The sequence below is a fragment of the Prolixibacteraceae bacterium genome, from assembly GCA_019720755.1.
Taxonomy (GTDB): Bacteria; Bacteroidota; Bacteroidia; order Bacteroidales; family Prolixibacteraceae; genus Halosquirtibacter; species Halosquirtibacter laminarini.
This window is the reverse complement of record CP081303.1, coordinates 1,268,664-1,295,536: the sequence shown is the minus strand read 5'-3', so window position 1 is coordinate 1,295,536 and position 26,873 is coordinate 1,268,664. Positions and strand designations below refer to the sequence as shown.

Here is a 26,873-nt window from a genome sequence, read left to right as displayed (position 1 = left end):
GGATCACTCAGTATATTAGGTGGGTTATGCATATCATAAATATTGCAATATAATATCGACATACCCAATACATCCCATATATGTCAACTTATCGCATCCAGTATATGTATCTACGAGGCATACAATATGGTTGAGAAATATTTCGAGAAGATCTGAATAGGAGATATATTCCAATTAGTCTACATCCTCTTTTTCCATGAACATTTTACTGATCCACCTAAAATAATATCTGATCCTTAACTTGGATAGAATAGTTGCATTAGTCGTTTGAATCCAGGTGTGAACAAGCCCTAAACAACCTTATCGATTACACATTTTTTCAATCATATGTAATAATATAAAATAACAGCCGACATATAAGAAAAAGAGCAATGATACACCATAAACAGAAGAGTATATATTTAATTTAAAATATCAAAATAGAAGTCAATGAAACAAATTAGCTATTTACTATCCATTATATCAATCACATTGCTTATTGCATGTGGAGGTGGAGACAAGGCAGTAGAGAAAGTATACCCAAAAGCCACATTCGAAGTAACGAATGCGGAAGAAACCATGCCTGTATGGATACATGGAAATGAAAACAGCGACTTCATTCTTCTACCTGTTCATGGTGGACCAGGATCGGATGTACTAGACTTCCGAACATACAAAGGAGGGGACGGATTCAAAGACATCGAAACAAACCACCTTGTCGGATATTGGCAACAGAGAGCCTCAGGTGCATCCAAAGGATCTGATGACAAAAAACACTTTACCATCGCACAATATGTGGAAGACCTGGACAAAGTGATCGACCAATTAAAAGATCGTTATCCAAACAAAAAGATTGTTCTATTAGGACATAGTTGGGGAGGAATGCTAACTTCCTCATACCTAAAAGATGCAACCCACAAAGACAAAATAGTGGCATGGATCGATGCAGCAGGTGTAACCAATGGTAAAACCTTAATGGCGCAAACCAGAGAGGATGTACAAAAAGAGGCAGAAGTTCGTATAGCAAAAAAAGAGAACACCGACTATTGGGAAAAAGTAGTCACTCAAATAAAATCTAGCAAAACCAATGCGAATGTACTTGCTTACCAAGTAACAAAATATATTCCTGAAGTACTGATCAAAGTAGACAACCACAAAGATTTTGTGATCAACCAGAGAGGTATTTTAAGTAATAGCACGCTGTTTAATGAGATTTTAAAAACAGACAACACTCAGAATGTGGCCGCATTTACAAAACCAATACTTATCCTTTGGGGGAAATATGACTTTGCAGTTTCTGCTTCTCAAAAGAAAGAGATAGAAGCAGTAGTTAATGCGAAACAAATCACGAACGTCGTATTTCCAGCGTCTGGACACTATATGATGTTTCACGAGCCAACAATGTTTGCCAAAAGCATCAATGACTTTATCAAAACATTACAATAATTATTTTATGCAATAGAGGAGAACATTTATTCTCCTCTATTTTGTTATTCTGGGGTTGCCTCTTATGAGGCAACCTTTTTTGTATCCTCTAGCCTATTTTTGTATCGAAACAAAGAAATAGAAACTATTGATGGGGCATATACTACTTATTGACAACGACGATTCGTTTACATTTAATCTCCAACAAGCGTAAGTATTCGGTGATGTGCATCTTGTAATACTTTGACAAAATCTCTTACTTTGATTTGTAATCAAATATCACGTGATGACCAAAAAAGAATGAATGTATCATTTCGGAGTTCAACAAGAAGAGAGTGCGCTTTGCATATCTGCATTTTATAAGCAGCAACCCCTAAAAGAATCGGTATTTCATTATTGTAGGACCAAAAGAAAGAACGAGAAGGTCAAAATAGTAATGTTGTTTTGTCTCAATAGAACCCCTAACTACGCATGTTAATTTCTTGTTATAAACCCATTTAATTGGTTAACAAACAGTTGTATCACTTGTGTAGTTAAAATAAATTCACCTATTTAGGTGAATGATCGTACAGTCAAAATCACAACTTACTGCTTTTGGAGGCTTGCGTTTAGTTAATAAGCATTTACAATCTTTCGGTGTCAAAGAATTTATAAATAAAGTCTTTGGAAATAGAGGTAAAGGTGCAAATTACAGCTATTCAGATATTATTTTAACGCAAGCTTATACTGTTTTCTGTGGAGGAAGTAGTATTGAGAATGTAAATTATATCCGAGAGGAGTGTTTAAATTACCTTCCTGGTATTTCAGTCCCATCTGCTGATACTATATTGCGATCAAATAAAGAATTATCTGTACCCTGCAGCTTTATTGAGACAAAAAGCAACAATGAAAATAAGATCAATGTGAATACCAAGATGAATGATATTTTGATTGATTCTGCAATAAAATTTAAGCAAATTATTCCTGAAGACACTTCATTAATTTACGACTTTGATCATCAATTTATTCCCACCGAGAAATATGATGCAACCTATAGTTACAAGAAGAGAAAAGGCTATTTTCCTGGAGTTGCAACTATATCAAATATTCCTGTATATGTGGAAGGCCGAAATGGCAACTGTAATGTTAAAATGAATCAATTATCAACACATAAATCAGTACTAGAAGCACTGTTCGAAAAGGGAATCAAGCCTAAATATGCAAGAATGGATTGTGGATCCTACATCAAAGAGGTAACAGGCTATTTTCAAGAAGAACGTATATTGTTCAGCATAAGAGCATCTAGTTCAGAGACATTGTTGTTATCTGCAGACAATTGTGATCATTGGGAAATGTGCAGAATTAACAATCAAGATTTAGAGGTTTCAAGTTTTAAATATATTTTCGGAAAGCATGAACATCGTATTGTGATCTACAGAACAATTACTAATAAAGGACAATTATCTGCTTTTACCAAAGATGCAAAAAAATATATGTTTCTTATCACGAACGATAAAGTAATCTCCAATGAAGAGGCCATCCGATTCTATAATAATAGAGGGAATAGTGAAAGAGTGTTTGATATTCAAAATAATGATTTCGATTGGAAGAAGATGCCACATAGTTCATTAGAAGAGAATACTGTTTTCCTTATAATAAGAGCTATTATCCATATTATGTACCGATGGCTCGTTGCGCTATTTAGTAGCGTTGTAGAAGGTCTTGAGAAAGAGTCTAGAATTAAGAAATTCACCTTTAGGGTCATCAATATCGTTGCTAAATTCACAACGAGTGGAAGGCAACAAATTATGCATTTATCTACATCCAATTTGAGACTTCTTCACCTTTCTCATCAAACGTAAACTTTATATTTTACGGAAATTGCAACAGGCCACCTATCAATAGCCTGAATATATAGATGGGTAGGGGAAAGTCTGTTCTTTTTATAATAATTGATAAACAAATAGTCCTTAAGGTAATAGGAGTACGTACCAAATCAGCAAATATCACGTATCTATTTTAAATTAAACTTCAAAGTGAAGAAGTTGCGGATTTAAGGTAATAACATAAAGTCCTTCGAAAACAGTTAAAATTTAGATTACACCACATCGAATATTGCAAAACACAAAGAATATCCCTTTGCGAGAAAAGCATAAAAACACTTCACTCTATTTAAAAGCATAATATACCCGAACGGGGGTAATATGCTCTTTTTTATCATATTTACACCCTATCGGGTATAAAAATGACAAATTTCACTATATTTATACCCTAAAAGGTATAAAAATGACAAATTTCACTATATTTATACCCTAAAAGGTATAGATATGAAGAATTTAATTCAATTTGTCAAACTTCGAAGAAAGCAACTAGGTTTAACACAATACGATTTGGCCGAGAGAGCAGGCGTCGGTTTACGTTTTGTTCGAGAAATGGAGCAGGGAAAAGAGTCTTTAAGAATGGATAAAGTGAATGAGGTATTGGCTTTATTCGGACATGAACTAGCACCTGTTCAATCTAAAATGATCGAAGATGAATAGAAAAGGAAAAGTATATTTTAACGATATATTAGCTGGAATCATAGAAGAAACCGAAACTGGTTATCGCTTTTTGTATGAAAAAGAATACTTAGCAATAAAAGGATGCCAACCTATAAGTAAGACATTACCAATCAGCAACCTTCCATACACCTCAAATACCATGTTTCCTTTTTTTGATGGTCTAATACCAGAGGGATGGTTATTGGATGTAGCTGTAGATAACTGGAAGTTGAAATCGAGTGATAGAATGGGACTACTATTATCATGTTGCAAAGATTGTATTGGAGCCGTTTCTGTAATACCAATTAATAAATAAAACAATGAATCATAAATGTTTGTATTGTTATCAGTCGTTAGACAAAAGTGGAAATGATTTTCATGTAAAATGCACAAAAAAATTATTTGGTACAGAGCAAGCACCTGTATTAGATTATTCATTGAATAAAATGCAGGAGTTGGCAAAAAAAGTGATTCAAAACCAAGTAACTGTTCCTGGAGTCCAAGCCAAACTATCATTTTATTTTGAACCGAAAAGGAGTGAAAACAATAGAATGACTTTAGTAGGAGTATTGGGTAATTATATTCTAAAACCTCCTACTGCTCAGTACGCAAACTTACCAGAGAATGAGGATTTAACGATGCACTTGGCAAACTTTTTTAAGATTAATACAGTTCCACACTCCTTAATTCGACTAAAGTCAGGAGAGTTGGCTTATATAACAAAGCGAATAGATCGGGTAAAAGGATCAAAATTACCAATGGAAGATTTATGTCAGTTAAGTGAACGTTTAACAGAGTATAAATACAGAGGCTCAATGGAACAAATTGGCAAAGTGATTACTCGATACTCTACTAACCCTCTTTTTGATATACAGGTATTTTTTGAGTTAACCTTGTTCTCTTTTTTAACAGGCAATGCAGATATGCACTTGAAAAACTTTTCATTAATTGATAACGAAAATGGGGTAACACAATTAGCTCCAGCTTATGACCTTTTATCGACCCGATTGGTAATACCTAAAAAGGATGATCCTGAAGAACTCGCGTTAACCATGAATGGCAAGAAACGAAAATTCAAAAGAAATGATTTTATACAATTTGCACAAAAAATAGGGTTAAAAGAAAAGCAAATAAAGAATATATTTAGACGTTTTCATAAAGCACTCCCTAATGCAATCAATTTTATCGATAAGTCTTTTTTATCTGATGGTAAAAAAGAGGAATACATAGAATTGATATCAAATAGAGCTGAAGTTCTTTTTAAGAACATATAACGAAGAGACATCAATTTTACAATTTCATTTTGGTTATAACACTCTAATAAACAGAATTAAAGCTATTTAAACAACGTAAATCTTCATAATAAGCATCGAAAGCACAAACATTAAATTCATGGTGTGTGTCATATAAATTTCGTCATTGTAGTTGGTATGATCCATCAAACCAATAAATTGAATTTGGAAACAAATAAATAAAAAGTCCTACAATATAACTTGTTTGGACTTTTTTTGTGATTAAAGGCAAAGAGATAATGGAACAATCCATGATACAAATCCTCTTGAACAAACATCATACTAAAACTCCAAATCAATTCCTCCCAAAGCTCGATTCTTAAAGGAAGTCTTTAACTCAATTTCTGATGCGATTTATACTATAAAGGGAATATCCCTTTGCGAGAAAAGCATAAAAACACTTCACTCTATTTAAAAGCATAATATACCCGAACGGGGGTAATATGCTCTTTTTTATCATATTTACACCCTATCGGGTATAAAAATGACAAATTTCACTATATTTATACCCTAAAAGGTATAGATATGAAGAATTCACGATTCAATTTGTCAAACTTCGAAGAAAGCAACTAGGTTTAACACAATACGATTTGGCCGAGAGAGCAGGCGTCGGTTTACATTTTGTTCGAGAAATGGAGCAGGGAAAAGAGTCTTTAAGAATGGATAAAGTGAATGAGGTATTGGCTTTATTCGGACATGAACTAGCACCTGTTCAGTAAGCGTTCGGTTATTCACATCTTATGCATTATTTTAAAGCCTTCTATTTTTGAGACATAATCAAAAAAAGAAATTGATGAGTAAAAAAGCACAGATGTTTGATCTCATAGAAGCACAACACAATAGTGGACTAAGCAATATCGATTACTGTAAACAGAACAATATAAAACTATCAGTATATAGCTATTGGAAGGCAAAATATAAGAAGGAGTACTCTAAAGAAGCTCAAGGTTTTTTTGTCACATTAGACAATGAAACCTCACAAATAAAAGAAGAGATCGTTATCACTTATCCCAATGGTGTAACCCTTCAACTTTCTTCAGCAACGACAATATCGACGCTTCGATCATTAATCCAAATTCAAGGCTGATGTTATCAATATCTTCAAATGATCGTTTTCACCTCTATTCTGAAGCAACAGATATGAGGAAAAGTTTTGATGGATTATCCGGATTGGTGCAGAATAAGATTGATGCCAATATTACTTCGGGAGATGTATTTATCTTTCTGAACAAACGTCGTACCATGATGAAATTACTTAAATGGGAAAGAGGTGGTTTTGTTCTTTTTGTGAAACGACTAGAGAGAGGAACCTTTAGACCTCCTGAAATAAAAGACTTAACATCAATGCATCTTGAGTACACTGATCTTGTCCTTCTTATAGAAGGTGTTCTTGTCAAAGAATATAAAAGACAAAAACGTTATGTTATTTAAATAAATATGTGTATCCTTAAACCATGAATAAGAGCGATATCATAGAGGATGTAAGTAAAGAAGATCTTTTGGATCAACTCCAAAAGATGATGACTGAATACTCTAATGTCGACTCTGAAGTTACTAGATTAAAACAAGAGGTAGAAACTCTAAAGGCACAGATTGCCTATCTTCAAAGACGCATCTTTGGCTCAACCAAAGAAACCTATAAAGATCCGAACCAATTAGAGTTAGCTCTTGAAGTCGAAGAGAAAAATCTAGAAGACTTACAGATATCTTCTCCAGAAGAGGAGGTTATTGAGGTTGTTAAGAAGAAAAAAAAGGCAAAAAGAAAAAGTATCCCTTCACACCTTCCTCGTCAAGTAGAAGTGATTGAACCTGATGATGTCCCAGAGGGAGTAACTCGTATTGGAGAAGAGATATCAGAGAGGATTGAATTTAGTCCAGACAAGCTTTATGTAAGACAAATCGTTCGTCCAAAATATCGTTTACCCGAAGAGGATAACATTATCATCTCCGAACTTCCGTCGGATCTTATCCCCAAATGTATGGCGGGGAACTCATTAATAAGTCAATTTATTGTTGGTAAATTTTACGACCATATACCTCTTTATAGAGCCCAAGGAATCTTCAAAAGATCAGGAATCGATTTTCCTAAAGCAACCATCAATGGATGGATAAGAAAGGCTGCTGAACTACTTTCTCCACTATACAAACATATCGAGAAAAAAGTAATCCAGTCAGACTATATTCAAGCCGATGAGACAAGTATCAAGGTTCTAACAGATAAGAAACAAGGAGCCACTCACCTTGGTTACTTCTGGATCTATTATGCCCCGTATATAAAGAGTTCTTTATTTACTTACGATAACTCTCGAAGGGGTTCAGTACCAGAATCTACTTTAAAAGAGTTTAAAGGAGTTTAAAGGAGTTCTACAGACAGATGGATATCAAGGTTATCATAAACTTGGAAGCCAAAAAGAAATTATAAAGTTAGCATGTATGGCACATGCTCGACGGAAGTTTTTTGAGGCAAAAGAAAATGATCGTACTCGTGCTGAATATGCCTTAAAAAAGATCCAAGAACTATATAAGATAGGCAGGATTTGTAAAGAAAAAAAGTTGTCTATCGAAGATTACCTAAAAGCCCTATTGGGAAGGCAATCAACTATAGCCTAAATCTATAGGATGAACTGTGCCAATATACAGAAGATTGAAGCTACATTATTGACAATAATAATGTAGAGAATTAAGTACGTCCAGTAACGATTGGACGTAAAAACTATCTCTTTGCAGGATCAGAAGAGGGAGCTAAAAGAGCAGCAATGTTTTATACCCTATCTTCCATATGCAAAATGTCAGACGTTGAACCTCATGTATGGTATACAGATATCTTAAATCATATATCCGATACCAAGTCATCGAAATACGATGACTTACTTCCTCAAAACTGGAAAGTATCTTCATCGTAAAAAGGATCAATCTTCATATACGTGAGTAGCCGAACCGATACGACGACACCGCAAAAACTAAAACAAGCCCCTTCTTCTTCACGAAAAAGGCGTCCACCTTCCTGTACGGGTGAATAATCATTCACCCCATATATCTCCTCAATTTCATCCCATTCAAATCAATATCCCTACTCAAAAACATCCCACTCAATCTTTATGACAAAAAAGATATTCAACATCATTTCAAAACTGATATATCAACTAATATTAATGTCAATTCTTCATCTTGTTTAATTGTCAAGTCATCCAATTAGACAATGATTATTATGTTGTAATAAATGCATGAAAAAATCTATTTTAATACGATGCTTCTTCAACTATATTTTGGATAGCTGTGTCATGAAAATAAACGATTGTCATGAGATCTTTAGCCGGAATTTTTTCATCATTATTACTTTTGTTACGAATTTTAAAACGAATTTGATCATATGCACGAAGTAGTTTTATTCTCTGTTGAGATATGTTCAAATTTAAAGCTGATGTGACATTTTTTCCACTTATAACTTGAATTAAAGGATTATTAAGTTTTTTAGTATTATCTGGTCCTGTTACAATATAAAAATTTTCAATAAGTTTGAAAGTGTAAGAATAATGATCGCCGTTTTGATCTTCTTCTTTTAATTCGAAAATATTCGTTGAATCTACTTCATCCGTTATGGTTCCTATTGTTTTCTTTTGTATTTTGCTTAGTTTTTTTAATATCTCAAAAATATTTTCTAATTCCTTTCGATAAATTGGAGATTCCATATTATCATGACTTAGTGGATTAAGTAATAGATCTTTATATTCCTTTAAGTTTTTGAATGGTTCTAATGAAAACCCAAGATCACTATACCATTCTTCAAAATTTCTAATTAAAGTATCTAATTGAAGAGTTCTAGTTCCTTCTCCATTAGTATCACGTACTATATTTATTTTATTATCAGGAAGAATCTTCTTAAGAATTACTTCAACCTCTTTTCGTAAATAATTACTACATGCAGGATAATCAAATAATTTAAAATATTTTTGTGCAAGAGATAAATTTGATTTAGAATCAAGTAGAAAAGGTTTTATTGAACCTGCTTCTAAATCCTGATACATCTCTTTAAAACACCATTCTTTTTCAGAACCTGATGATTCTAATCTTCTTTTGATAAAATTATATAAACCTCTATCGTGTGTAAGGAATAGTATTTGGTAGTCTTTATAGTTTGTTAGTAATTCGTTTATGACGATGTCTCTATTGCTCATGTCGAGGCTAAGGAGAAGATCATCGAGAACAAGTACACGTGAATTAATAGCTCCTTTTCTTTGTTTTAAAGTAGCCAAGCGAATTGAAAGAGAAATTAGAGATAATTTTGCTTCGTTTAGATATGATTGTGGTTTTTTAATTTGTCGACCATCCTTAAATTTTACAATTAACTTTAACTTAGGATAATTCAACTTGTATTCAGATATCCTTGAATTAGGACTATCTTTTAAAGTGTAGTAAGAAAAGATATAATGGTAAGATAACTGTACATTTAACGAATCAGGTAGAATCTGATTCACTAAGTTAAATAAATCCGATAGGTATGAATTAAATTTAATATTAAATTGTAATAATTTTTGTTGCTGATTAAGTATATCTTGAGGAAAATCATCTAACGCTACATTTTCATGTTCTGAAGATAAGTCTTTAAAAACACTCTTCCTTACATCATCTAATTTAGAGATATTTGTTAAGTCTGAACCGAGCGTTTGATATGAATCGCTACTATAATTTGTTATAATTTTATCACTAAACCTATCACTGTAATAACTGTAAACAGGCAAATTAAGTTCTTTCCACACATTACTAGTATATTTGAATGGCATGTCACCTTCTGAAGGTATACTAGTGCCTATATCGATTGTATGGAAGATATATTTTTCGAAGAGAGGAAAAATATCAATCTCATCACTATGAGAAAAATTATAGTGCTCGAAAAGAATCTTATAGTTTATGAAATCGCTTTGATCTGAGTAATCTGAGATGAAAGAATGATCTTTTGTTTCTATGTCTAATGCATTTATTTTAACTGATATTTCTTCTGAAGTATTGTTTTCTGAAGGGTTGTTTGATGAGTTTGTTTTTAGGAATTCTATCATTATTTCACTCTCTTCCCCTTCTTCTATGAAATCGTTTACAAGGGAGTTAGGGTCGTTCATGTCAAAATATTTTTGAACGTCGGAATCTTCCTTATGAATACTTTGTAGGAATGTATATAGCCCCCAATAGATAGAACTTTTACCACTTCCATTTTCTCCATAAAGAAGAAGATTTTTACCTTCGAGCTTAATGTGGAGTGCTTCAGTATTTTGAGAATCTTCCCTAAAGAACTTAAAGTTCTTTAGGGCTATCTTATTGATTTTATATTTTGTTTGTGTCATTTTAAAGGGAAATATATTTCGTTAGATTGTGTTGATTGTTAAGCTTTATAGATAGTATTGATTATAAATGGTAAAGATGATTTAATCGAATTCATCGTTAAGCGTACTGGATTGTCTATATCGGTAAAAGTTTGATATAGATTAGTAATTAGATTATTGCATTCTGAATTTTCATCAATACTCCATAGTTGACACAATTGACTTGGAAGATTTTTGAAGACAAAAAGTTCTTTTTCTTCGAAATCGTCTTTAAAATATAGTTCAAGAACCAATGCATCGATTACTGACTCTAATAGAGTTTGGATCTGCTCGTTGGTAACTGACTCGCAAATTGGAGCTTCGGAACGTATTTTTTTAAGATATATCACCATTTTTGCGATGTTGATGAAAGGGTATGTTATTTTTAAATTATCTATCGCAGGAAAAGGAAAAGATTTTAGGTATGCAGGTTTGTATCTATAGTATCCATTTGCCATCACAGGTGCATTCTTTGTCATGTACCACCATGTTAATTTGGAGTTTAAAACAGCCATTAAAAAGAGATAATCTTCTTTAATCTCGGCCTTTTTAATGTAACCATATACGGTGGTTGTGTGATAGAATTCCCCTTCGGTATCGTATGCAAAGTTACTTCTTAAAGATATATCTGGAGCTACGAGCTTTTCTTTCTTTTGTAAAACAATATTCTTAGGATATATATACCTAAACCACTGATCATCATTGCTTAATCGACCTTTCTCCCTCCCCTTTAATACTTGCTCACATTCTTTTATATATTTGTATGCTAGAGGGTACATTTGAAGTTCTTCTTCTGTAAACAAGGAAGCAACTTCCTTTTCTTTTTGTTTGTTAAGACGGTAAGGTAGAACTACATATTTTGAGGTAGACATGGTGTCGTAACGGTGCACATCTTCCCCCTTAAGAAGTGGCCTAACAATTTCCTTTTCGACTGTAACATTACGCTTCAACTCTTTAGAGTAACCAGTAATGGTGTTGTCGTTATTAATGGAATCGTAGAGAAAATATACAGAGTCTTTACTTGTTGCAAGACCTTGATACATTTTATCAAAAATATCGTTTAAATTTCTTGAATGCTTATTAATTCTCTGCATTAATTGTATTGTAGGACCATCAGATAGTTGCCAAGTGTTTGCTGATTGTTCTTTAACGTGGTATTCTACGAAATCGTTATCACATAATTTGTTTAGATAGTCACCTAATTCTCTATTTGTTTTTAAATCTTTTGATAGGGGATGATATTTAAAGTTTGCTGTGCCTCGTTTAAACCACTGAATAGCAGTATATGTTGAAGCATTGAATACTTGATATTCGCCGAAAGAAATAAATCGTTGGGCCGCATTTTCTTTCGTTATAAAAGTGCGTAAACCTTTTCCAAAAGCACCAATAGTCCATTTATCTGGCATAATGAAGTTTAGAATGCCATCTTTTTTAGTAAGTTGAAGTCCTTTTTCTGTGAAGAGAGCGTAGAGATCGTATGCCCCCGTGGCAGACTGGTACTCATTAATTAATAGGTCAGCAAATTTGGTATCGTTCTCCTTAATTCCCTGAAGGCGAAGGTACGGTGGGTTTCCAATAACGATATCAAAGCCAGGATCTACACCAGCAATACCTGGATTAAGTATTTCAGGAAAATCCATCTTCCAATCGAAATAGTTCAATGGTTTATTGGGAGTTGTTTTAATTATTTTAAGTGTATCTTTCTTTTGTTCGAATCCAAAGAAGTCTAATTTCGACTTTAGCTTCTCTATCTTAGAAGTATCATCGAGAGAAACCTGCGTATCGTTAGATTTATAGATTAGTTGTTTAAAAGTTATTTGATCTATTAATATATCGGCACGAAGATTCTTAATCTCATCTTTTAATTTATCTTTATCAGTAGTCTTAAAATATTGATGTTGTAAATCAGTGAGTTTTTGTAAATTACCCCTCATTCGAGAAGCAATATTTTTACCCGTTGAGTTTGATTTTAAATCCCAAGTAGTTTTAAGGTATTGATCTCCAAATTGACTATAAAGAGAATTTCCGACCATAATTTTAAAATCGAGATTAGGCAATGGTGTCGGTTTCTCCTCTTCGATAACAATAGAAAGCCAGAAACGAAGCTGAGCAATATCTACGGCACCTTTTTCGATGTCGACCCCATAGATAGAATTTTCTATGATATGCTTTTTGAGTTCAGAACGTTCCTCTTTCTTAAGCCCTCTATTAATAGTTAGTTTACATTGGTAAATTTCATTTAGCATTGCCATAGGGAAAGCTCCTGATCCAATGGCAGGATCGCATACTTTTATATTGTCGAGTAGTTCGTTTAGGAGAGCTCCATGTTCTTTGGTAAGTTTAGATTGACGGAAAGCATTTACAACCTCATGATGGTTGTCTTCGTCAATATCTTCATATGATATTTTTTCTTTAATAATACTCTTTAGTACGAGCTGTTCATCACTTGAAAGGATTACATTATTTTTTTTAAAACCTGTATTAATATATTGAAGGAGAGATTCTTGCACCATAAAATGCACAATCTCTTTAGGGGTATAGAATGCACCTTTGCTTTGTTGATCCTCAAGAAGGTTTTCGAAAATATGACCTAGCATTTCGGGATCGATACCTACCTCTTGATCGAAAGGGTCGTTCTCGTTTATAGTAAAGTTATATGAGTCTAAAAAATTAAAGAGTGCTTCTAATTTTTTAGGAGAAAATACTATGTTTCGTAATGCAACATTTTCCTCATGAAAAAGTCCTCCATTTAGGAAAGGAATTTTAATTTTCTTTCCATTTTCTAATATAAAATCATCATTAGGTCGCTTTTCATTCAAACCATTGAAGAAAAGTGTAGCCAAAGAACAGGTATAAAAAGAATCCCCTTTGGTGGAGTTCTCCCATAAGTTGTGCATAAAGTTTTTGTCGCCGTCGCAGTATTCTGTAGAAGAAGCACCTAGCCACCCTTTCTTTTGGAGAAAATAGAGAAAAACGATACGCCCCATGAATTTCTTCACGAAATCACGGATTCTTTTATCTTCACCACTAAAGTGTACTTTAGCAAGATTTGAATTTTTAAGCTCTTCAACCAAATTTCCGTAATGGAACTTATATGATTTAAAGAACTCTTTATTAACAACTTCTATAGAGAATCTATTTTCAAGATCTTCTATAGAGTTAATACGAGAAGATTGTTTTCCGAAAAGATATTGAAAAGCAGTTTTCGTTTTAGCATCTTGCCCAAGGAAATAGGAGAAACGACGTTTGTTTCTGTATGTAGAAACTACTTGCCCATTATCGTTTATGTCGTTTTCTATATGAAGGTATGAAAGGCGATAATTTTTTGATTCTTGCGGGACGAAAAGTATTAAAGCATTCTCGATACCATGATTGTTCATTAGTTTATATGCATCGAGTGTTAGACCTACTCTGGCATCACTAATTGAGCTATGTTTGATTTCGAATATGGCTAGGTTTAGATCTTCAACAGCACCTAGTTTGGTTACTTCTGTGAAGTATTTTGCAGTACTGTTTACATCCTCTATAATCAATTCGAAAGATTCTGGTAGAAGGTTGTTTTTGAAAAAATTTAAGTAACTTTCTCTATCGTATGGTATATTGTAGAATTCTTGAGTTATCATGACATCAATTGTTAACACTTATTCTTTGATAAATTCTTCTGAAATAATCAGAGCTTCTATGGCATTATCGATATTGTGAGCTTTCTCTAATATCTTTTTGATATAATTTGTATCGATGATAGATGATAAATCATTACATCTCGCACGGCTAAGTTTAATTATTTCTTTCAAATATTTTGTTGGAAGAGCACCAAGCTCAACAGTTTTAATAATATCATTAATGCCGTCGATATCATCGGATAGTTTTTTCGACAGTATCGTATTCAATTTTTTAAGTGTATCTATTTTAAGTTTATCAGGGTTTGACGAGCTGTTTTTTTTGATAAAAAGAGAATCTTTCATGTATTCGTAAGTTGGATTAAACTTACAGGATGTATTAAATGATTTCTCCGAAGGAGAAGCATTCATCAATTTCAGCGCATCATGAGGAGATATGGATTCGTTAGACAATGCATTCTCACCCCATCTAAAAAGAGCATCATCCCCTTTTTTTCCAAATATCAACACCCCTTCAACATCTTTATTTTTTCTAGCTATACGCGCACGAATAGGAACTTTAAGTGCTTTCTCGATAATCTGCGGATGCTCGTTTTTTAAGTTAAAATAAAGATTAAGAAATGGAGTTTCCCAAGAACGCTCTTCATTGTTCTGGAGCTGATGTTTGTATTGCTTTTGGAAAAAAGATTGTAATTCTTCATTGTTTGTAAGGATCTTGGTATCTTCACCTAGAATAGCTTGAATGAGAGCCATTTTCAGAGTTGATATCTCTTTTGTTCTAGTTTCGTTTTCTCCTGTATCGGAAGGAAAATAGTTGAAAATATTAATTTCATCAAACATCTTTTTATTTATACGATTAATTCGACCAATACGTTGAATGACCCTTGTTGGGTTGTATGGAATATCGTAATTTATTATAGCCCCTGCGCGATGTAGATTATATCCTTCGGAAATTGCATCTGTAGCGAGTAAAATATCATAATCGTTTTTTTGTTGATTTACAGGTACACCTGCATCGAAATTAAGACGAATAGTTTCTTTAATAGATGCTTTAGCATCTTTAGCAGTATACTTAATTATACGCAATGAATTCTTTGTGTGTTTATATAGATAATTGATTGTATCCGCAAACTCAGAGAAGACAATTATTTTACGCTTTGGTTCAGTCTTTATATTAACCTTCATCATATCTATAAAGTTAGATAGTTTAGGGTCGATTATGTTTGAATTTTCAGAGAACCAATTGTTATATATATTTTTCAATACCTCAAGATCAGCTTCTAATTTTTCGCGATATTCATATTTTATATCTTCGGCAGGAATCTCGAAAAGACCTCTAGCTTTTAAAGACTTTATTTGTTCTGTAAGATCAAATTCATTAATTACATCAATCGTATCGTCATTGTTTTGATCTCCCATAAGCGAAATATCAGGTAGGTTTCCCTTTTTAAATATAGGAAAAGCTTTACGTGTATCGTACCAAAGGATTATATTTTGGTAGTTTTTGATCATGTTTAGCACAGACATCTTGAATGCCTCTAATGAACTTTCGAAACGACGAACCAACAGATGTCGCATAAACTTTGCGATATTTCTTTGTGACTGCTTGAACAAGTTAAAATCACCAAATTCCTTTTCTATATTTTTTCTATATCTTTCTATATCTTTTAAATACTCAACAGGCTGATATCTGACAGCTTTAAAGCAAGATAGAGAAATATCTTCATCTTTAGGAGATATTTGTTCGAGTGTATTGATATATTTCTCCTCTATTAAAGAGATGTCGTATGTTAAAAGTTCAGGTGCATTAACGACCGAAAATTCAATATTTTGAAGTTCCATATCCTCTTTATATCTATCTATTTCTGATAGGTCGATTCTAGATCTACGAATGACAAGAGGACTAATTACATTTCGTATTTTATGAGATATTGTATTTATCTTATTGTCAATCGTATTTTGAGATATTTTTTTATTCTTAATGTCTTTAGATAGATTTTTATATTCAATAATCAGTTTACTAAATTCGTCACCTAAATTAGCAACAGTTTTTACTGTAGATTTAGATGGGATCTGAAACAGTTTAATCATTGAGAATAGATCTTGCGGCTTGTTATTGAAAGGAGTTGCCGTAAGAAGCATAACTTTATTTCCTTGACATAATTTATGCAGGTCAAGATAATCGTTTGTATCTTCGTTTCTATATTTATGTGCTTCGTCGATAATAATAAGACGAGGTTCGTTATTGTTTAACTCATTGTGATATTTCAGAGCCTTTTTCATAGCACCACTACTAAACACTTTCGCATTGAAATTGAATAGATCTCTGTATTCATCATCCCACTGTTTAACCAGGTGAGGTGGAGCAATGATTATTGTTCTAAGATTTATATTGTGAGCAACAGCAGATGCTATTACACTTTTCCCAAGTCCAACCACATCGGAGATTATTACACCATTGTGAATTTTTATTGTATGCAATGCCTGTTTTATTGCATCTTCTTGGTATTTAAGATTGATAAAACGATTGTTGGTTATTTCACTAGGTAATTTAATTGGTTGGTTGAATTCAATATTAAAAAGTTCATGAAGTACACGAACATATAATAAAAATGGATCGAACAGTTTATCAAGCCATATTTGACTCAAGACTTCCTCTTCAAATATTTCTGTATGATTTACATCCGCAATAACTATTGCATCTTTCCATAAATCATTGAATATTCGAATGCCTTCTTCAAAATCTGTTTTATCCCGAAGAATTACATTTAGCTCATTTTGATGCCTTAAACCTGAAGCAGTAAGGTTACTTGACCCCGTAATTAAAGTGCCAGGAAAAGTTCCAGATTGGGTAAGTTCAGCCTTATTTTCAAAGAGATATAGTTTTGCGTGATTTGGTTGATTCGTTTTGCGAATCTCTAAATCTCCTTTTTTAATCATCGTAACAAAAATCTTAAAAGATTTTTGTTTCACAGGATTGTCAAAAAAGTCCGTTTCATTAAATATTTGTACAAGTGCTTGATTAAAATTAGAACGAATATTGGATCTAGAACTATTTACCGCATAAAGAAGCTCGACTTCCTTAAGTTGATTAACCATATTCTTTTCGACATCTAGACCTACTAGTATTTTGAGTTTTTTCCCATCTAAATTATTTACTATTTCGCTAAATCCGGAGAAATAAAAATAACCTACTAAGAAATAAAGATTATTGGCATATGGAAATACACCTTCCATAACTTTAGAAAGAAGTTGTTTCTCATTTGTGATGAATTGACCAGCCATAGTGTTAAATCTTCTTAGATACTATAAATACAGCCTCTATTGCATTAGGCTATCATTTATTATATAAATAATTTATTCCGCCAATCTTTTTGCGTAAAACTTTTCAATAAAAAAACTAAAAATCCCGTTTACCTTATTTAATTTTACTAAGATGAGCAGGAACAATATCAGATTGATTTGCCAAGTAACAAAGACTCATGTTATTATCAAATTAGGATACAGTTCTTATAAACCAATAATATATTAAAATTTCTTTTTACTTGACACCGTATGACAAAAGTAACTAAAGATAGCAATTGTTTTATCACTTAAACAAAATACTTTTAAGTCGTTGTATTAATTAAATCAGAACCTATCTTGTTTGACAGTTTGGTTCTTGCATTCAAGTCATAAATGCAACGCTATATTCTAAACCTAAGGTTTGTTAAATTGTGAAAGTATGGGGTACAAAAAAGAGGATTACTCCTCCTTAATATTAAGTTTGCCGCCATATTAATGTTGCATACAGCACCGCAAAATATTGGAGGATTTTCAATCGAATTATCGTATTTTCCATAGGATTTGAAACACAGAAAGGGCATCCACAAGAGGAACCCCTACGATACTTTACATTGTAACATAAATAACCGACAATCAATTATATCCACACAAAAACAAATTAGGTATTGTAACCATCAAACTAAAGCTTTTAAGACACTTAAAAAACACAAAAGAAGGAATTGTACCCAATAACTATTTTAATTACTCGAACGGTTTAAAAGACAGGTTTAATCCAATATTTACAAAACTCTTGCTTTCTTTTGTTGCAACAATACGATGAATAATATGGATACAAGAAATATTGCTCAATACCCTTCGACAAGCGCAAGGACCGCCTATCGAGGATAAGGTTGCTGAGCTTGTCGAAGCTCAAGGACCGCCTATCGAGGATAAGACTACTGCCCTTCGACAAGCTCAGGGACCGCCTTCGACAAATTCAGGGACCACATTTCGACATTCAGGTTACTGCCCTTCGACAAGCTCAGGGACCGCCTTCGACAAATTCAGGGACCACATTTCGACATTCAGGTTACTGCCCTTCGACAAGCTCAGGGACCGCCTTCAACAAGCTCAAGGACCGCCTTCAACAAATTCAAGGACCACATTTCGACATTCAGGTTACTGCCCTTCGACAAGCTCAGGGACCGCCTTCAACAAGCTCAAGGACCGCCTTCAACAAATTCAAGGACCACATTTCGACATTCAGGTTACTGCCCTTCGACAAGCTCAGGGACCGCCTTCAACAAGCTCAAGGACCACATTTCTACATTCAGGTTGCTGAGCTTGTCGAAGCATAAAGACCTGCTTAAAACAAGAAATGTAATTTGAAATATACATAAAAGACAATTTACTCACTTTTAGAGACAGTGCCAAAGGCTAAAAAATAAACCTATCTGATTCTAGGTTTCTTTACCCTTTGGTTACCCTTCCTTTACCCTTTGGTTACTCTAGGAGTAACCAAAGGGTAAAGAAAGGGTGAGGAATTGGTATCTATTGTTGGAATGAAAAACAGTTTCGTTGCATTCTGAGTTTGGTGGAGAAGACTATTAAAGGCACTGCCAGTCTCTGTCAGAAAATGTGAGTAACTCTGTTATCTGCTTAAAAGAACTTTTCTTTCTGATATGGATATGATGATTCAAAACTGGACAGAAAAGCTCTTTAAAATTAAAATTTGCTTTCTGATTCTTTTTCAGCAACCCCTATTTATATATCATATTATAAATTTTCACACATCACTATTTATAAGGATTTCAATATACATTTTTACTCAATAATTAGGATTTCAATATGTTTTCTTTTGTAATACTTTCGCAGTGATTGTTAACAAAACATTCTACTCTATCCATTACAACGTAAAAATAGTTGTAGCGTACAAACGTATAAATGAAGCATATAATACACTATATCACTCTGATTATCACAACACTTTTCTCTTATAGTTATGTGGAAGGACAGGAGAGATATACGTTTGAAGGACAAATAATAGACAAACAAAACCAAAGACCTATAGAAGGTGTATGGATACAAATTGAGGGCAGTCCTCAAAATGCGATCTCTGATTCTATTGGTCATTTTAGGGTCCAATTGAAAGAAGGGAATCGTTATACTTTTATCATTTCTCATTTAGGCTATAAAACAGCAGCTTCAACCATGGAGTGCATTGGCCCAAATAGGAGGTCTGTTTTTCGACTTACCTCTAAGGATTACCAAATCCAAGAAGTCACCGTTATCTCCAAGGAATCGAAGGCAGGAGGTACTGCTTCTAAAATTGGAGCAGATGCCTTACAACATCTTCAGCCAACTAGTTTTGCAGATGTACTTCAACTGATTCCAGGAGGAAAGATGAAATACAATAACATGTCCTCTCCTAAGTGGATTAGGCTTAGAGAACCAAGTGCTTCGGCTTCTTCTAACAACAAAGGCTACAATAACAATAGTGCTTTTGGCACCTCTTTTGTGATCGATGGAGTTCCCTCAATTAATGATGGTAATATTCCAGCCTCCACATCCAATGCATATGCTTCTCAAGGTCAAGATCTACGATTGGTTACAACAGATGGAGTTAAAAATATCACCATAATACGAGGTATCCCATCCGTAAAATATGGAGAAGTCACTTCAGGTGTGATTAAGATCGAAAGAAGTTATCAAACATCTCCTTTCAAGGCTCGCCTTAAAGCAACTCCTGGGTCAAAGATGTTATCGATAGGGAAAGGGGTAAACCTCTTCGAACATGTGAACTTACACACCGATTTCAGTCTGTTAGACTTCAAACAAGATGTGCGTACTCCTAAAGTGAATTACAAACGATATACCGGTTCTGTTCGTTTACAATATAACCATCCGTTTGGCAACTGGGAATTTAAAAACAGATCGAGTATTGATTATACTGGCTCTTTTGATACTGTAAAAAAAGATCCCGAAGTCGATATTGCAGCAGGGAGCTACTACAATCGGGACTACAAGAAATTATCATACGCGGGTACCAGTCGCTTACTACACACCAAAGAGAGTTGGTTTTCATCGTTAGAGTTGCAATATGGAATCACTTCAACATGGCAAAAGAAGATAATGGATAAGGCTGTAAATGGAGAAAGAATGCCTGTGTTGGTCAACCACAAGGAGGGGGAATTTTATAGTACACACCTTCCAACCTCTTACATGTCACACTATATTCATGACAATCAACCGCTATCTCTATTCAGCAATATCGATATCCATCTAAAAGCCAATACATGGGGAATATCACATAAAATTTTGTTCGGAGGAGGATGGGTCTACTCCAAAAACAACGGAAGAGGAGAAATCTATGATCCATTTCGCCCTCTAGAACCAAGCAAAGGGCGCCCAAGGGATTATCGTAAAATACCAGCATCCAATAAAGTATCGCTCTTTATGGAAGACCAATTTACAACGACCATACTAGGGATGCAACTAGATACACGCATTGGGACTCGCGCAATGAAAGCACTAGGTGTTAGCAGCAATTACACCATCTCAAACAAGCTATTTTGGGACCCTCGAATGAATCTAGCCCTTCATCTGCCTTCGATGAGAGTGGGGGTAAATACAATCAAAACAATCATTTATGGAGGCATGGGATGGCACACCAAACTCCCATCTATTTCTCAATTATATCCTGAGCTATTGTACTCAGACCAAATCCAATTGAACTACTATTCTCAACAACCATCTTTGAGACAAATTCAATATAAAACAGATATCATTGATCCAACCAACACGTCGATCACAGCCAATAGAAATAAAAAAATAGAGGTAGGTATCGGAATTACGTTTCTTGAGACTTCGCTACAAGTCACTGGATATAGAGAGGTTTTATCCAATGGACTGCGTTCGGTTGGAAACTACAAAATCATCTCTTATAAGCTTTATGAAGCCGCTTCTGGTCCTGCTGCTGAAACACTTAATGGGCCTCCTACAGTAGATATGTTCGACTATCAAAAGCAAGATGATTTCTATGTCTATCCTCAACTAGTCAACGGTTCTAATGAAGAAAAATGGGGCATTGAATATCAATTTGATTTTGGTCGTATTGAGCAGTTGAATTCAAGATTTTCCATCAATGGTGCATGGATGTATACAAAATATACACTCACCGCTGCAGACTATAGACACCCTGAACAGCGGATAGACAACAGGCCGTATCCATTTCTCGGATACTATGAATGGGACAGAGGACAAAAATATGAACAGTTGAATACCAATATCCGATGCGATACCCATATCAAAAAATATGGATTAATATTCTCGTCTATTCTACAATGTATGTGGTTTGAAAAGAATCAAACACAACCCCATGATGGAAAGCCAACCTTCTATATAGACAAACAGGGGAAAAAGTATCTTTTTACCAATCAAGATATCACAGACCCCATGCTTCGATTTTTATATAGCAAACCGACCCCATCACTATTTGATGAGAACATCGTTCCGATTGCAATAGACTTTAACTTGACCGTGTCCAAGAGGGTAACAAAGGAGATCGCACTATCATTCTATATTAATAGAATTCTTCGCTATACTCCGAGCTATACAAACGCCACAGGATATAAAGTGGTTCGAAAACAATCCCCCTATTTTGGCATGGAACTTAATATCAACATTTAATTTAAAATCATGAACTTTAGATTCAAAAATCTAGCCATTGTAATGGCATTTACATTCTTATACTCTTGCCAGAAAGAAGATAATGTTATCCCTCTTTCTAATGTAGATATGGCTATTGAGCTACCAACGATTCTTGAGAACCAAAAGGTTCTTTTTAAATCAGGACAGTTAACTTTAGAAAATGTAAATACGAAAAAGAAAACAACCAAAGAGCTAACTTCGCTTCTTGTTCCCCAGCTAAGCCTAGAGGATGGACTATACAATGTACTTCTAGAAGGAGAGGTATCTTACACTGCCACGGATGCCAATAAAAAAGAGGTGGATAGAAATAGCCAAGTAAGAGGTCGTTTGGAAAACGTAGAAGTAAAAGGAGGTAAAATAACCGTCGAACTGCCTCTATTTATCTATGACAAGAGTGCTGGATTTGTCATCTCTGAGATATTCTTTGCAGGAACACGTAACAAAGATGGAAATCAATATGATACAGACAAATTCTTTGAGATATACAACAACAGCGACCAAGTGCTTTATGCAGATGGACTTTGTATTGCAGAGACCTCATTGACCACTGACGATGCGCTACAGTCATTTACCCCAGACAACAGAGAGACTGCGACATTGATCTCTGATTTATATCGTATTCCTGGGGATGGGAAACAACACCCTGTAAAACCTGGAGAGACCATCCTAATTAGTGATGTGGCCATTAATCATAAAATAGAGAATTCAAACTCATTTGACCTTTCCAAATCTAATTTTGAATGGTATGATGCAGGGACTATTGATGTAGATGTTCCAGAAGTACCAAACTTAGAGAAGATGATCTCTAGCAATGCCAATACGACTTGGGCAATGAACAATAAGGGGAACACCTCTTATATCTTATGTCGTTTGGACAAAAGTGTGACTCCAGCAACATTTGCACAAAACAATGCACATAGCTATAGCCACCAATTTGTATTTGGCGATTTTAAAATGGATATGAACGAAGATACATGGAAAGTAGACAATGTGTCTATTATCGATGCAGTAGAGATAAGTTATGCTTCGGGATACCAATGGAAAGTACTAGCCCCATCATTAGATATCTCATGGACTCATTGTGGCGATGGTGACGGCATGAGATATGGAAGTAGTGTTCGCCGTAAAGTAGACCATGTCGAAGGGGAAAGGGTTGTTCTTTTAGATACCAACGACTCTGCATTCGATTTTCATCCTACAGCAATCCCATCACCGGGCTCTGTAGAGAAAAAATAGAGGCTCTAATCAAAAAGATAGAGACAGAACTAGATATACCTATTAAGGATTCATAGAACATGAGTTATCCCTAAAACTTTTTTGGGGATAACTCTCTTCACGCACTATCCCTCTTCAGAATGAAACGACTACTACTATTCACATCTTGGTTTCTCTCATCTCTATTAGGGCATGCGGAGGACCAACAGAAGACCATTCAACAGAGTGTAGAGGTGGAGGTACAACAGATGCTTCCCGATCTCTTTGGCAATCCTGCACTCTCCGATCTCTTCTATAAAAACACTTATGGAGAAGTAACCCTTTCAAACTTATCAATACGAAATCAAGATCTATTCGATCCGATGAAAGGAGACACAAGTGATGGACAACACTTCGATGTTCATTTATATCAGAAAGGACACTTCCAAAATGTTTATGGACAAGCTAGTTATCGTCGTTATATCCAACACAACATCCAGTGGTGTAATGTAAAGAATCCCTCTCTCGTATGGCCTTACATCGTGGCGGACTCCATCAAAGGGACATCGTTTACCGAAGAGTATTTTTTTAATGGATTATGGAATAGACAGTTTGCGCGCTTCAAAATAGGTATGCAAGCCAACTATCTAGCCTCTGAATCTAATCGGAAGCTGGACCCAAGAGCCAAAACGTTGACATGGGACCTTCAACTGAAAGGGGGGATAGCATGGAATTTTGATACAAATTATAGTATTGCTTCTTCTATTCGTTGGCAACAATACGAACAAGCACATCATATCATTCATATGAACCCAAACACTGGCTCCTCTATTTTCTATCTTCAAGGACTAGGGCAGATGGATTCAGGCTATCAACAGGTCATTCAAGGAGGTAAAACGGTGGCAAATACTTACGAGATAAATACCACAGCCCTATACCTTCAACTATTTCCAAGAACATACAAAGGTTGGTTTCTGAATGTGGGATACGAACATCAAAACCTCGCCCTTTTGGAAGCAAACAATAGAGTGGTGAACACCTACTTGAAGAAACAGTACATCGCAAGCTTTGGATACAAAAGAGACACCAAAACAGAGCAATGGATATGGAAATTAGAGGCACGATATCACAAAAAAACAGGATCTGAATATGAACGCAATCCGTCGGATGAGGTGATTAATATCATGCCACGATACGACGACAATCAAGGGTATCTTCTATCCCATCTCCTTTGGGAACAGAGAGCAAATGCTTGGCACCATATTCATCAATGGAGAGCGAAATTACAATATAACCATATGAACTACACCGCATGGATGGCAAAAGAGAAGCATCGTAAAAAAACACGCAGTGTAGAAGTAGAATTTCAAGAAGGTGCTGAAACAAAACATAAAAAGAAAACAATCCAATTAAAAGGAGGCGTGATCTATCGCCATCCCCTAAGACATAGCATATCGAACTACGATCAAAATACAGCGATATTTAGACAATTAGTGGATCCTATCTATCGACTGGAGACAAGCCCAAACTTCTCCTCCTCTTTACAGGTCAAAGTGGCATTTCCCACCTCTCCCAAACAGATGTGGTATGTCTCCTCGAAAATACAGTCCACATGGTACAAAAACTACCAGCCCAATTACCTCTACCAAGTGATGATAGGAATGGTACTATAAAAAATGAACTCTTTGTATCATACATTCTTTTCGATTACGAACACCATGTGTATGAAAGCCTTGACACTATTTATATCATTGGAATGATCCAATACAGAACCTTATACAAAACACACAGCTACCTATAGACGAATGCATCAATCAGATATCATTTTAAAAAAAAGAAGACCTCTTCCAGAGATCTCTTCACCCATAATACAGTTTATTTCAATCTAATCATATGCAGCATCTTTAAATAAAAGGCTGCACTTAAACAAATCGTAAAATGGAGCCAATAGTAACTTGTAAAAATTTAACCCATTTCTATGGGAGCAGATGTATATACGAGAATTTAAACTTTGAAATACCCAAAGGAAGAATACTAGGTCTTTTAGGTAAAAATGGGACTGGTAAAACCACAACCATAAACATCTTAAATGGGTACTTGCGTCCCACGTCAGGACAGTGTACAATATTTGGAGAAAGATCGGACAACCTATCCCCTTCCACCAAACAGAAGATCGGTCTTTTGATCGAAGGGCATGTACAGTACAACTTCATGAACATTGAGGAGATAGAGAAGTTCTATGCAGCATTCTATCCCAAATGGGACAAAACAGTCTATTATGAACTCATGAGATTGTTACAAATAGCACCCAAGCAGAAGATCTCCAAGATGTCTTGTGGTCAAAAATCTCAAGTAGCACTTGGGCTAATCCTAGCACAAAACGCAGAACTACTAATACTCGATGATTTCTCTATGGGGCTTGACCCAGGCTATCGAATGCTGTTTGTAGACTTTCTCAGCGACTATGCTAAAAGTGAAGAGAAAACTGTCTTTGTAACCTCTCATATCATTCAAGATATGGAGAGACTTATCGACGATTGTATGGTCATGGATTATGGTAGAATTTTGCTTCAAAAACCAGTAGATGAGTTAATGCAAAAATTCAAACACTACTCATTGGAAGGGAACGAAGCCAAAAAGTTGGCTAAAATAGACTCTTTTTATAGTGTCTCTAAAAGAAATGACAATAGCGAATTTTATGCTTTTGAAAGCCCTGTGGAGATACAGTCGTTGCTACAAAGTAAAGGGATCACTGCACCAAATATTAAAACACGAGAGCTCTCTTTAGAAGAGATATTTATTGGTTTAACTGGAAAATATTAAAGATGAATAAAGCATTACAAATAAAAGAGGGAAAGAAGTTGAAATGGACTATCATATTTATGTTTTGTGCCTATATGCTTCTTTTTGGATACCTATATTTTAAGGTAAACCGAGCCATAAGGTTCACAGGACTAGAACATCTTTGGGATGTCGTAGTCAATAGAAACCAATTTCTTTTTGGCGAATTAAAGTTCTTTCCGCTTGCCTGTGGAATCGTATTTGCATTGGCACAGTATGTTCCTGAAATGATACAAAATAGAATCAAGCTATCGCTACATCTTCCACTAAAGGAGAGTACCATCATTTGGAATATGCTGGGATTTGGGTATGGTTCGCTTACAATCCTATTCCTGTGGATCATGATCACGCTCACATGTTATCTTCAGAGTATTTTTCCCATACAGATCATCCTAAACATATGGACCACAATACTTCCTTGGATTTTTGCAGGATATATGGGGTATGGATTGGCTGCATGGATCTGTATGGAACCATCATGGAGACGTCGTGCATTGAACCTGATCATTGGTGCAGCCATCATTCCATTCTTCTTCTTGTCTAACGTTCCGGGGGCTTACCAAGGAACATTAATCTACTGTATGACACTGCCTCTATATGTGGTTGGATTTAGCTTTCTGTCTGTCTACCGATTCAAAACAGGAGTACAAGACAATTTTTAATAACATTTCCAAT

At 34.7% G+C, this 26,873-nt stretch carries 18 protein-coding genes and 1 pseudogene; 16 read left to right on the top strand and 3 right to left on the bottom strand.

The annotated features are described in order from the left end of the window. Nucleotides 1-429 precede the first annotated feature (429 nt). The 11 genes and pseudogenes from K4L44_05355 (at nucleotide 430) to K4L44_05305 (ending at nucleotide 8,118) form a co-directional block, all read left to right on the top strand. Nucleotides 430-1,425, top strand: coding sequence for an alpha/beta hydrolase (locus K4L44_05355; GenBank protein ID QZE15260.1), 996 nt, complete (start codon nucleotides 430-432; stop codon nucleotides 1,423-1,425). A 539-nt stretch (nucleotides 1,426-1,964) separates the two neighbouring features. After that, nucleotides 1,965-3,245 carry an IS1380 family transposase gene (locus K4L44_05350; GenBank protein QZE15259.1) on the top strand — a complete coding sequence of 427 codons (1,281 nt, stop codon included), beginning with the start codon at nucleotides 1,965-1,967 and terminating at the stop codon, nucleotides 3,243-3,245. A 465-nt stretch (nucleotides 3,246-3,710) separates the two neighbouring features. Beyond that, nucleotides 3,711-3,923, top strand: coding sequence for a helix-turn-helix transcriptional regulator (locus K4L44_05345; GenBank protein QZE15258.1), 213 nt, complete (start codon nucleotides 3,711-3,713; stop codon nucleotides 3,921-3,923). Continuing rightward, entirely contained in the window at nucleotides 3,916-4,239 is a 324-nt protein-coding gene (locus K4L44_05340) for a HipA N-terminal domain-containing protein (protein QZE15257.1), read from the top strand. The genes K4L44_05345 and K4L44_05340 overlap by 8 nt, the downstream gene beginning before the upstream one ends. Nucleotides 4,240-4,243: 4 nt before the next feature. After that, on the top strand, nucleotides 4,244-5,197 hold the full coding sequence (locus K4L44_05335; GenBank protein ID QZE15256.1) for a HipA domain-containing protein: 954 nt from the start codon (nucleotides 4,244-4,246) through the stop codon (nucleotides 5,195-5,197). A gap of 557 nt (nucleotides 5,198-5,754) precedes the next feature. After that, nucleotides 5,755-5,934 carry a type II toxin-antitoxin system Y4mF family antitoxin gene (locus K4L44_05330; GenBank protein ID QZE15955.1) on the top strand — a complete coding sequence of 60 codons (180 nt, stop codon included), beginning with the start codon at nucleotides 5,755-5,757 and terminating at the stop codon, nucleotides 5,932-5,934. Nucleotides 5,935-6,008: 74 nt separating this feature from the next. After that, nucleotides 6,009-6,302, top strand: coding sequence for a hypothetical protein (locus K4L44_05325; GenBank protein QZE15255.1), 294 nt, complete (start codon nucleotides 6,009-6,011; stop codon nucleotides 6,300-6,302). After that, on the top strand, nucleotides 6,302-6,646 hold the full coding sequence (tnpB, locus tag K4L44_05320) for an IS66 family insertion sequence element accessory protein TnpB (protein QZE15254.1): 345 nt from the start codon (nucleotides 6,302-6,304) through the stop codon (nucleotides 6,644-6,646). The genes K4L44_05325 and tnpB overlap by 1 nt, the downstream gene beginning before the upstream one ends. Nucleotides 6,647-6,669: 23 nt before the next feature. After that, nucleotides 6,670-7,572 (top strand): transposase, encoded by a 903-nt coding sequence (locus tag K4L44_05315; protein ID QZE15253.1) that lies wholly within the window; start codon nucleotides 6,670-6,672, stop codon nucleotides 7,570-7,572. Then, nucleotides 7,559-7,825 (top strand): annotated as a pseudogene (locus tag K4L44_05310) (IS66 family transposase). Before K4L44_05315 ends, K4L44_05310 begins: the two are co-directional and overlap by 14 nt. A gap of 146 nt (nucleotides 7,826-7,971) precedes the next feature. After that, a complete protein-coding gene (locus K4L44_05305; protein QZE15252.1) occupies nucleotides 7,972-8,118 on the top strand; it encodes a transposase domain-containing protein in 147 nt (48 codons plus the stop codon). A gap of 336 nt (nucleotides 8,119-8,454) precedes the next feature. Here the strand turns inward: K4L44_05305 and K4L44_05300 are convergent, their stop codons facing one another. The 3 genes from K4L44_05300 to K4L44_05290 are packed head-to-tail and all read right to left on the bottom strand — an operon-like array spanning nucleotide 8,455 to nucleotide 17,474. Further along, the gene (locus K4L44_05300; GenBank protein QZE15251.1) at nucleotides 8,455-10,551 is read right to left on the bottom strand and encodes a hypothetical protein; all 2,097 of its coding nucleotides are present in this window, start codon (nucleotides 10,549-10,551) and stop codon (nucleotides 8,455-8,457) included. 38 nt (nucleotides 10,552-10,589) lie between these two features. Further along, nucleotides 10,590-14,192: an Eco57I restriction-modification methylase domain-containing protein gene (locus K4L44_05295; GenBank protein QZE15250.1), complete on the bottom strand. Its 3,603-nt coding sequence runs from the start codon at nucleotides 14,190-14,192 to the stop codon at nucleotides 10,590-10,592. 18 nt (nucleotides 14,193-14,210) lie between these two features. Beyond that, a complete protein-coding gene (locus K4L44_05290; GenBank protein ID QZE15249.1) occupies nucleotides 14,211-17,474 on the bottom strand; it encodes a hypothetical protein in 3,264 nt (1,087 codons plus the stop codon). Nucleotides 17,475-19,397: 1,923 nt separating this feature from the next. Here K4L44_05290 and K4L44_05285 point away from each other — a divergent pair. The 5 genes from K4L44_05285 to K4L44_05265 all read left to right on the top strand — a co-directional run bounded on the left by K4L44_05285 (nucleotide 19,398) and on the right by K4L44_05265 (nucleotide 26,860). After that, nucleotides 19,398-22,142 carry a carboxypeptidase-like regulatory domain-containing protein gene (locus K4L44_05285; GenBank protein QZE15248.1) on the top strand — a complete coding sequence of 915 codons (2,745 nt, stop codon included), beginning with the start codon at nucleotides 19,398-19,400 and terminating at the stop codon, nucleotides 22,140-22,142. 9 nt (nucleotides 22,143-22,151) lie between these two features. Continuing rightward, nucleotides 22,152-23,399 carry a DUF4876 domain-containing protein gene (locus K4L44_05280; GenBank protein QZE15247.1) on the top strand — a complete coding sequence of 416 codons (1,248 nt, stop codon included), beginning with the start codon at nucleotides 22,152-22,154 and terminating at the stop codon, nucleotides 23,397-23,399. Nucleotides 23,400-23,518: 119 nt separating this feature from the next. Further along, nucleotides 23,519-25,030: a hypothetical protein gene (locus K4L44_05275; protein ID QZE15246.1), complete on the top strand. Its 1,512-nt coding sequence runs from the start codon at nucleotides 23,519-23,521 to the stop codon at nucleotides 25,028-25,030. A gap of 265 nt (nucleotides 25,031-25,295) precedes the next feature. Beyond that, nucleotides 25,296-26,180, top strand: a complete 885-nt coding sequence (locus K4L44_05270) for an ABC transporter ATP-binding protein (GenBank protein QZE15245.1) — start codon at nucleotides 25,296-25,298, stop codon at nucleotides 26,178-26,180. Between the two features lie 2 nt (nucleotides 26,181-26,182). Next, on the top strand, nucleotides 26,183-26,860 hold the full coding sequence (locus tag K4L44_05265; GenBank protein ID QZE15244.1) for a hypothetical protein: 678 nt from the start codon (nucleotides 26,183-26,185) through the stop codon (nucleotides 26,858-26,860). Nucleotides 26,861-26,873 lie beyond the last annotated feature (13 nt).

Coding starts and splice junctions, on each gene's coding strand:
- K4L44_05355 (QZE15260.1), top strand. CDS start 430: ATGAAACAAATTAGCTATTTACTATCCATTATATCAATCACATTGCTT.
- K4L44_05350 (QZE15259.1), top strand. CDS start 1,965: ATGATCGTACAGTCAAAATCACAACTTACTGCTTTTGGAGGCTTGCGT.
- K4L44_05345 (QZE15258.1), top strand. CDS start 3,711: ATGAAGAATTTAATTCAATTTGTCAAACTTCGAAGAAAGCAACTAGGT.
- K4L44_05340 (QZE15257.1), top strand. CDS start 3,916: ATGAATAGAAAAGGAAAAGTATATTTTAACGATATATTAGCTGGAATC.
- K4L44_05335 (QZE15256.1), top strand. CDS start 4,244: ATGAATCATAAATGTTTGTATTGTTATCAGTCGTTAGACAAAAGTGGA.
- K4L44_05325 (QZE15255.1), top strand. CDS start 6,009: ATGAGTAAAAAAGCACAGATGTTTGATCTCATAGAAGCACAACACAAT.
- tnpB (QZE15254.1), top strand. CDS start 6,302: ATGTTATCAATATCTTCAAATGATCGTTTTCACCTCTATTCTGAAGCA.
- K4L44_05315 (QZE15253.1), top strand. CDS start 6,670: ATGAATAAGAGCGATATCATAGAGGATGTAAGTAAAGAAGATCTTTTG.
- K4L44_05305 (QZE15252.1), top strand. CDS start 7,972: ATGTTTTATACCCTATCTTCCATATGCAAAATGTCAGACGTTGAACCT.
- K4L44_05300 (QZE15251.1), bottom strand. CDS start 10,551: ATGACACAAACAAAATATAAAATCAATAAGATAGCCCTAAAGAACTTT.
- K4L44_05295 (QZE15250.1), bottom strand. CDS start 14,192: ATGATAACTCAAGAATTCTACAATATACCATACGATAGAGAAAGTTAC.
- K4L44_05290 (QZE15249.1), bottom strand. CDS start 17,474: ATGGCTGGTCAATTCATCACAAATGAGAAACAACTTCTTTCTAAAGTT.
- K4L44_05285 (QZE15248.1), top strand. CDS start 19,398: ATGAAGCATATAATACACTATATCACTCTGATTATCACAACACTTTTC.
- K4L44_05280 (QZE15247.1), top strand. CDS start 22,152: ATGAACTTTAGATTCAAAAATCTAGCCATTGTAATGGCATTTACATTC.
- K4L44_05275 (QZE15246.1), top strand. CDS start 23,519: ATGAAACGACTACTACTATTCACATCTTGGTTTCTCTCATCTCTATTA.
- K4L44_05270 (QZE15245.1), top strand. CDS start 25,296: ATGGAGCCAATAGTAACTTGTAAAAATTTAACCCATTTCTATGGGAGC.
- K4L44_05265 (QZE15244.1), top strand. CDS start 26,183: ATGAATAAAGCATTACAAATAAAAGAGGGAAAGAAGTTGAAATGGACT.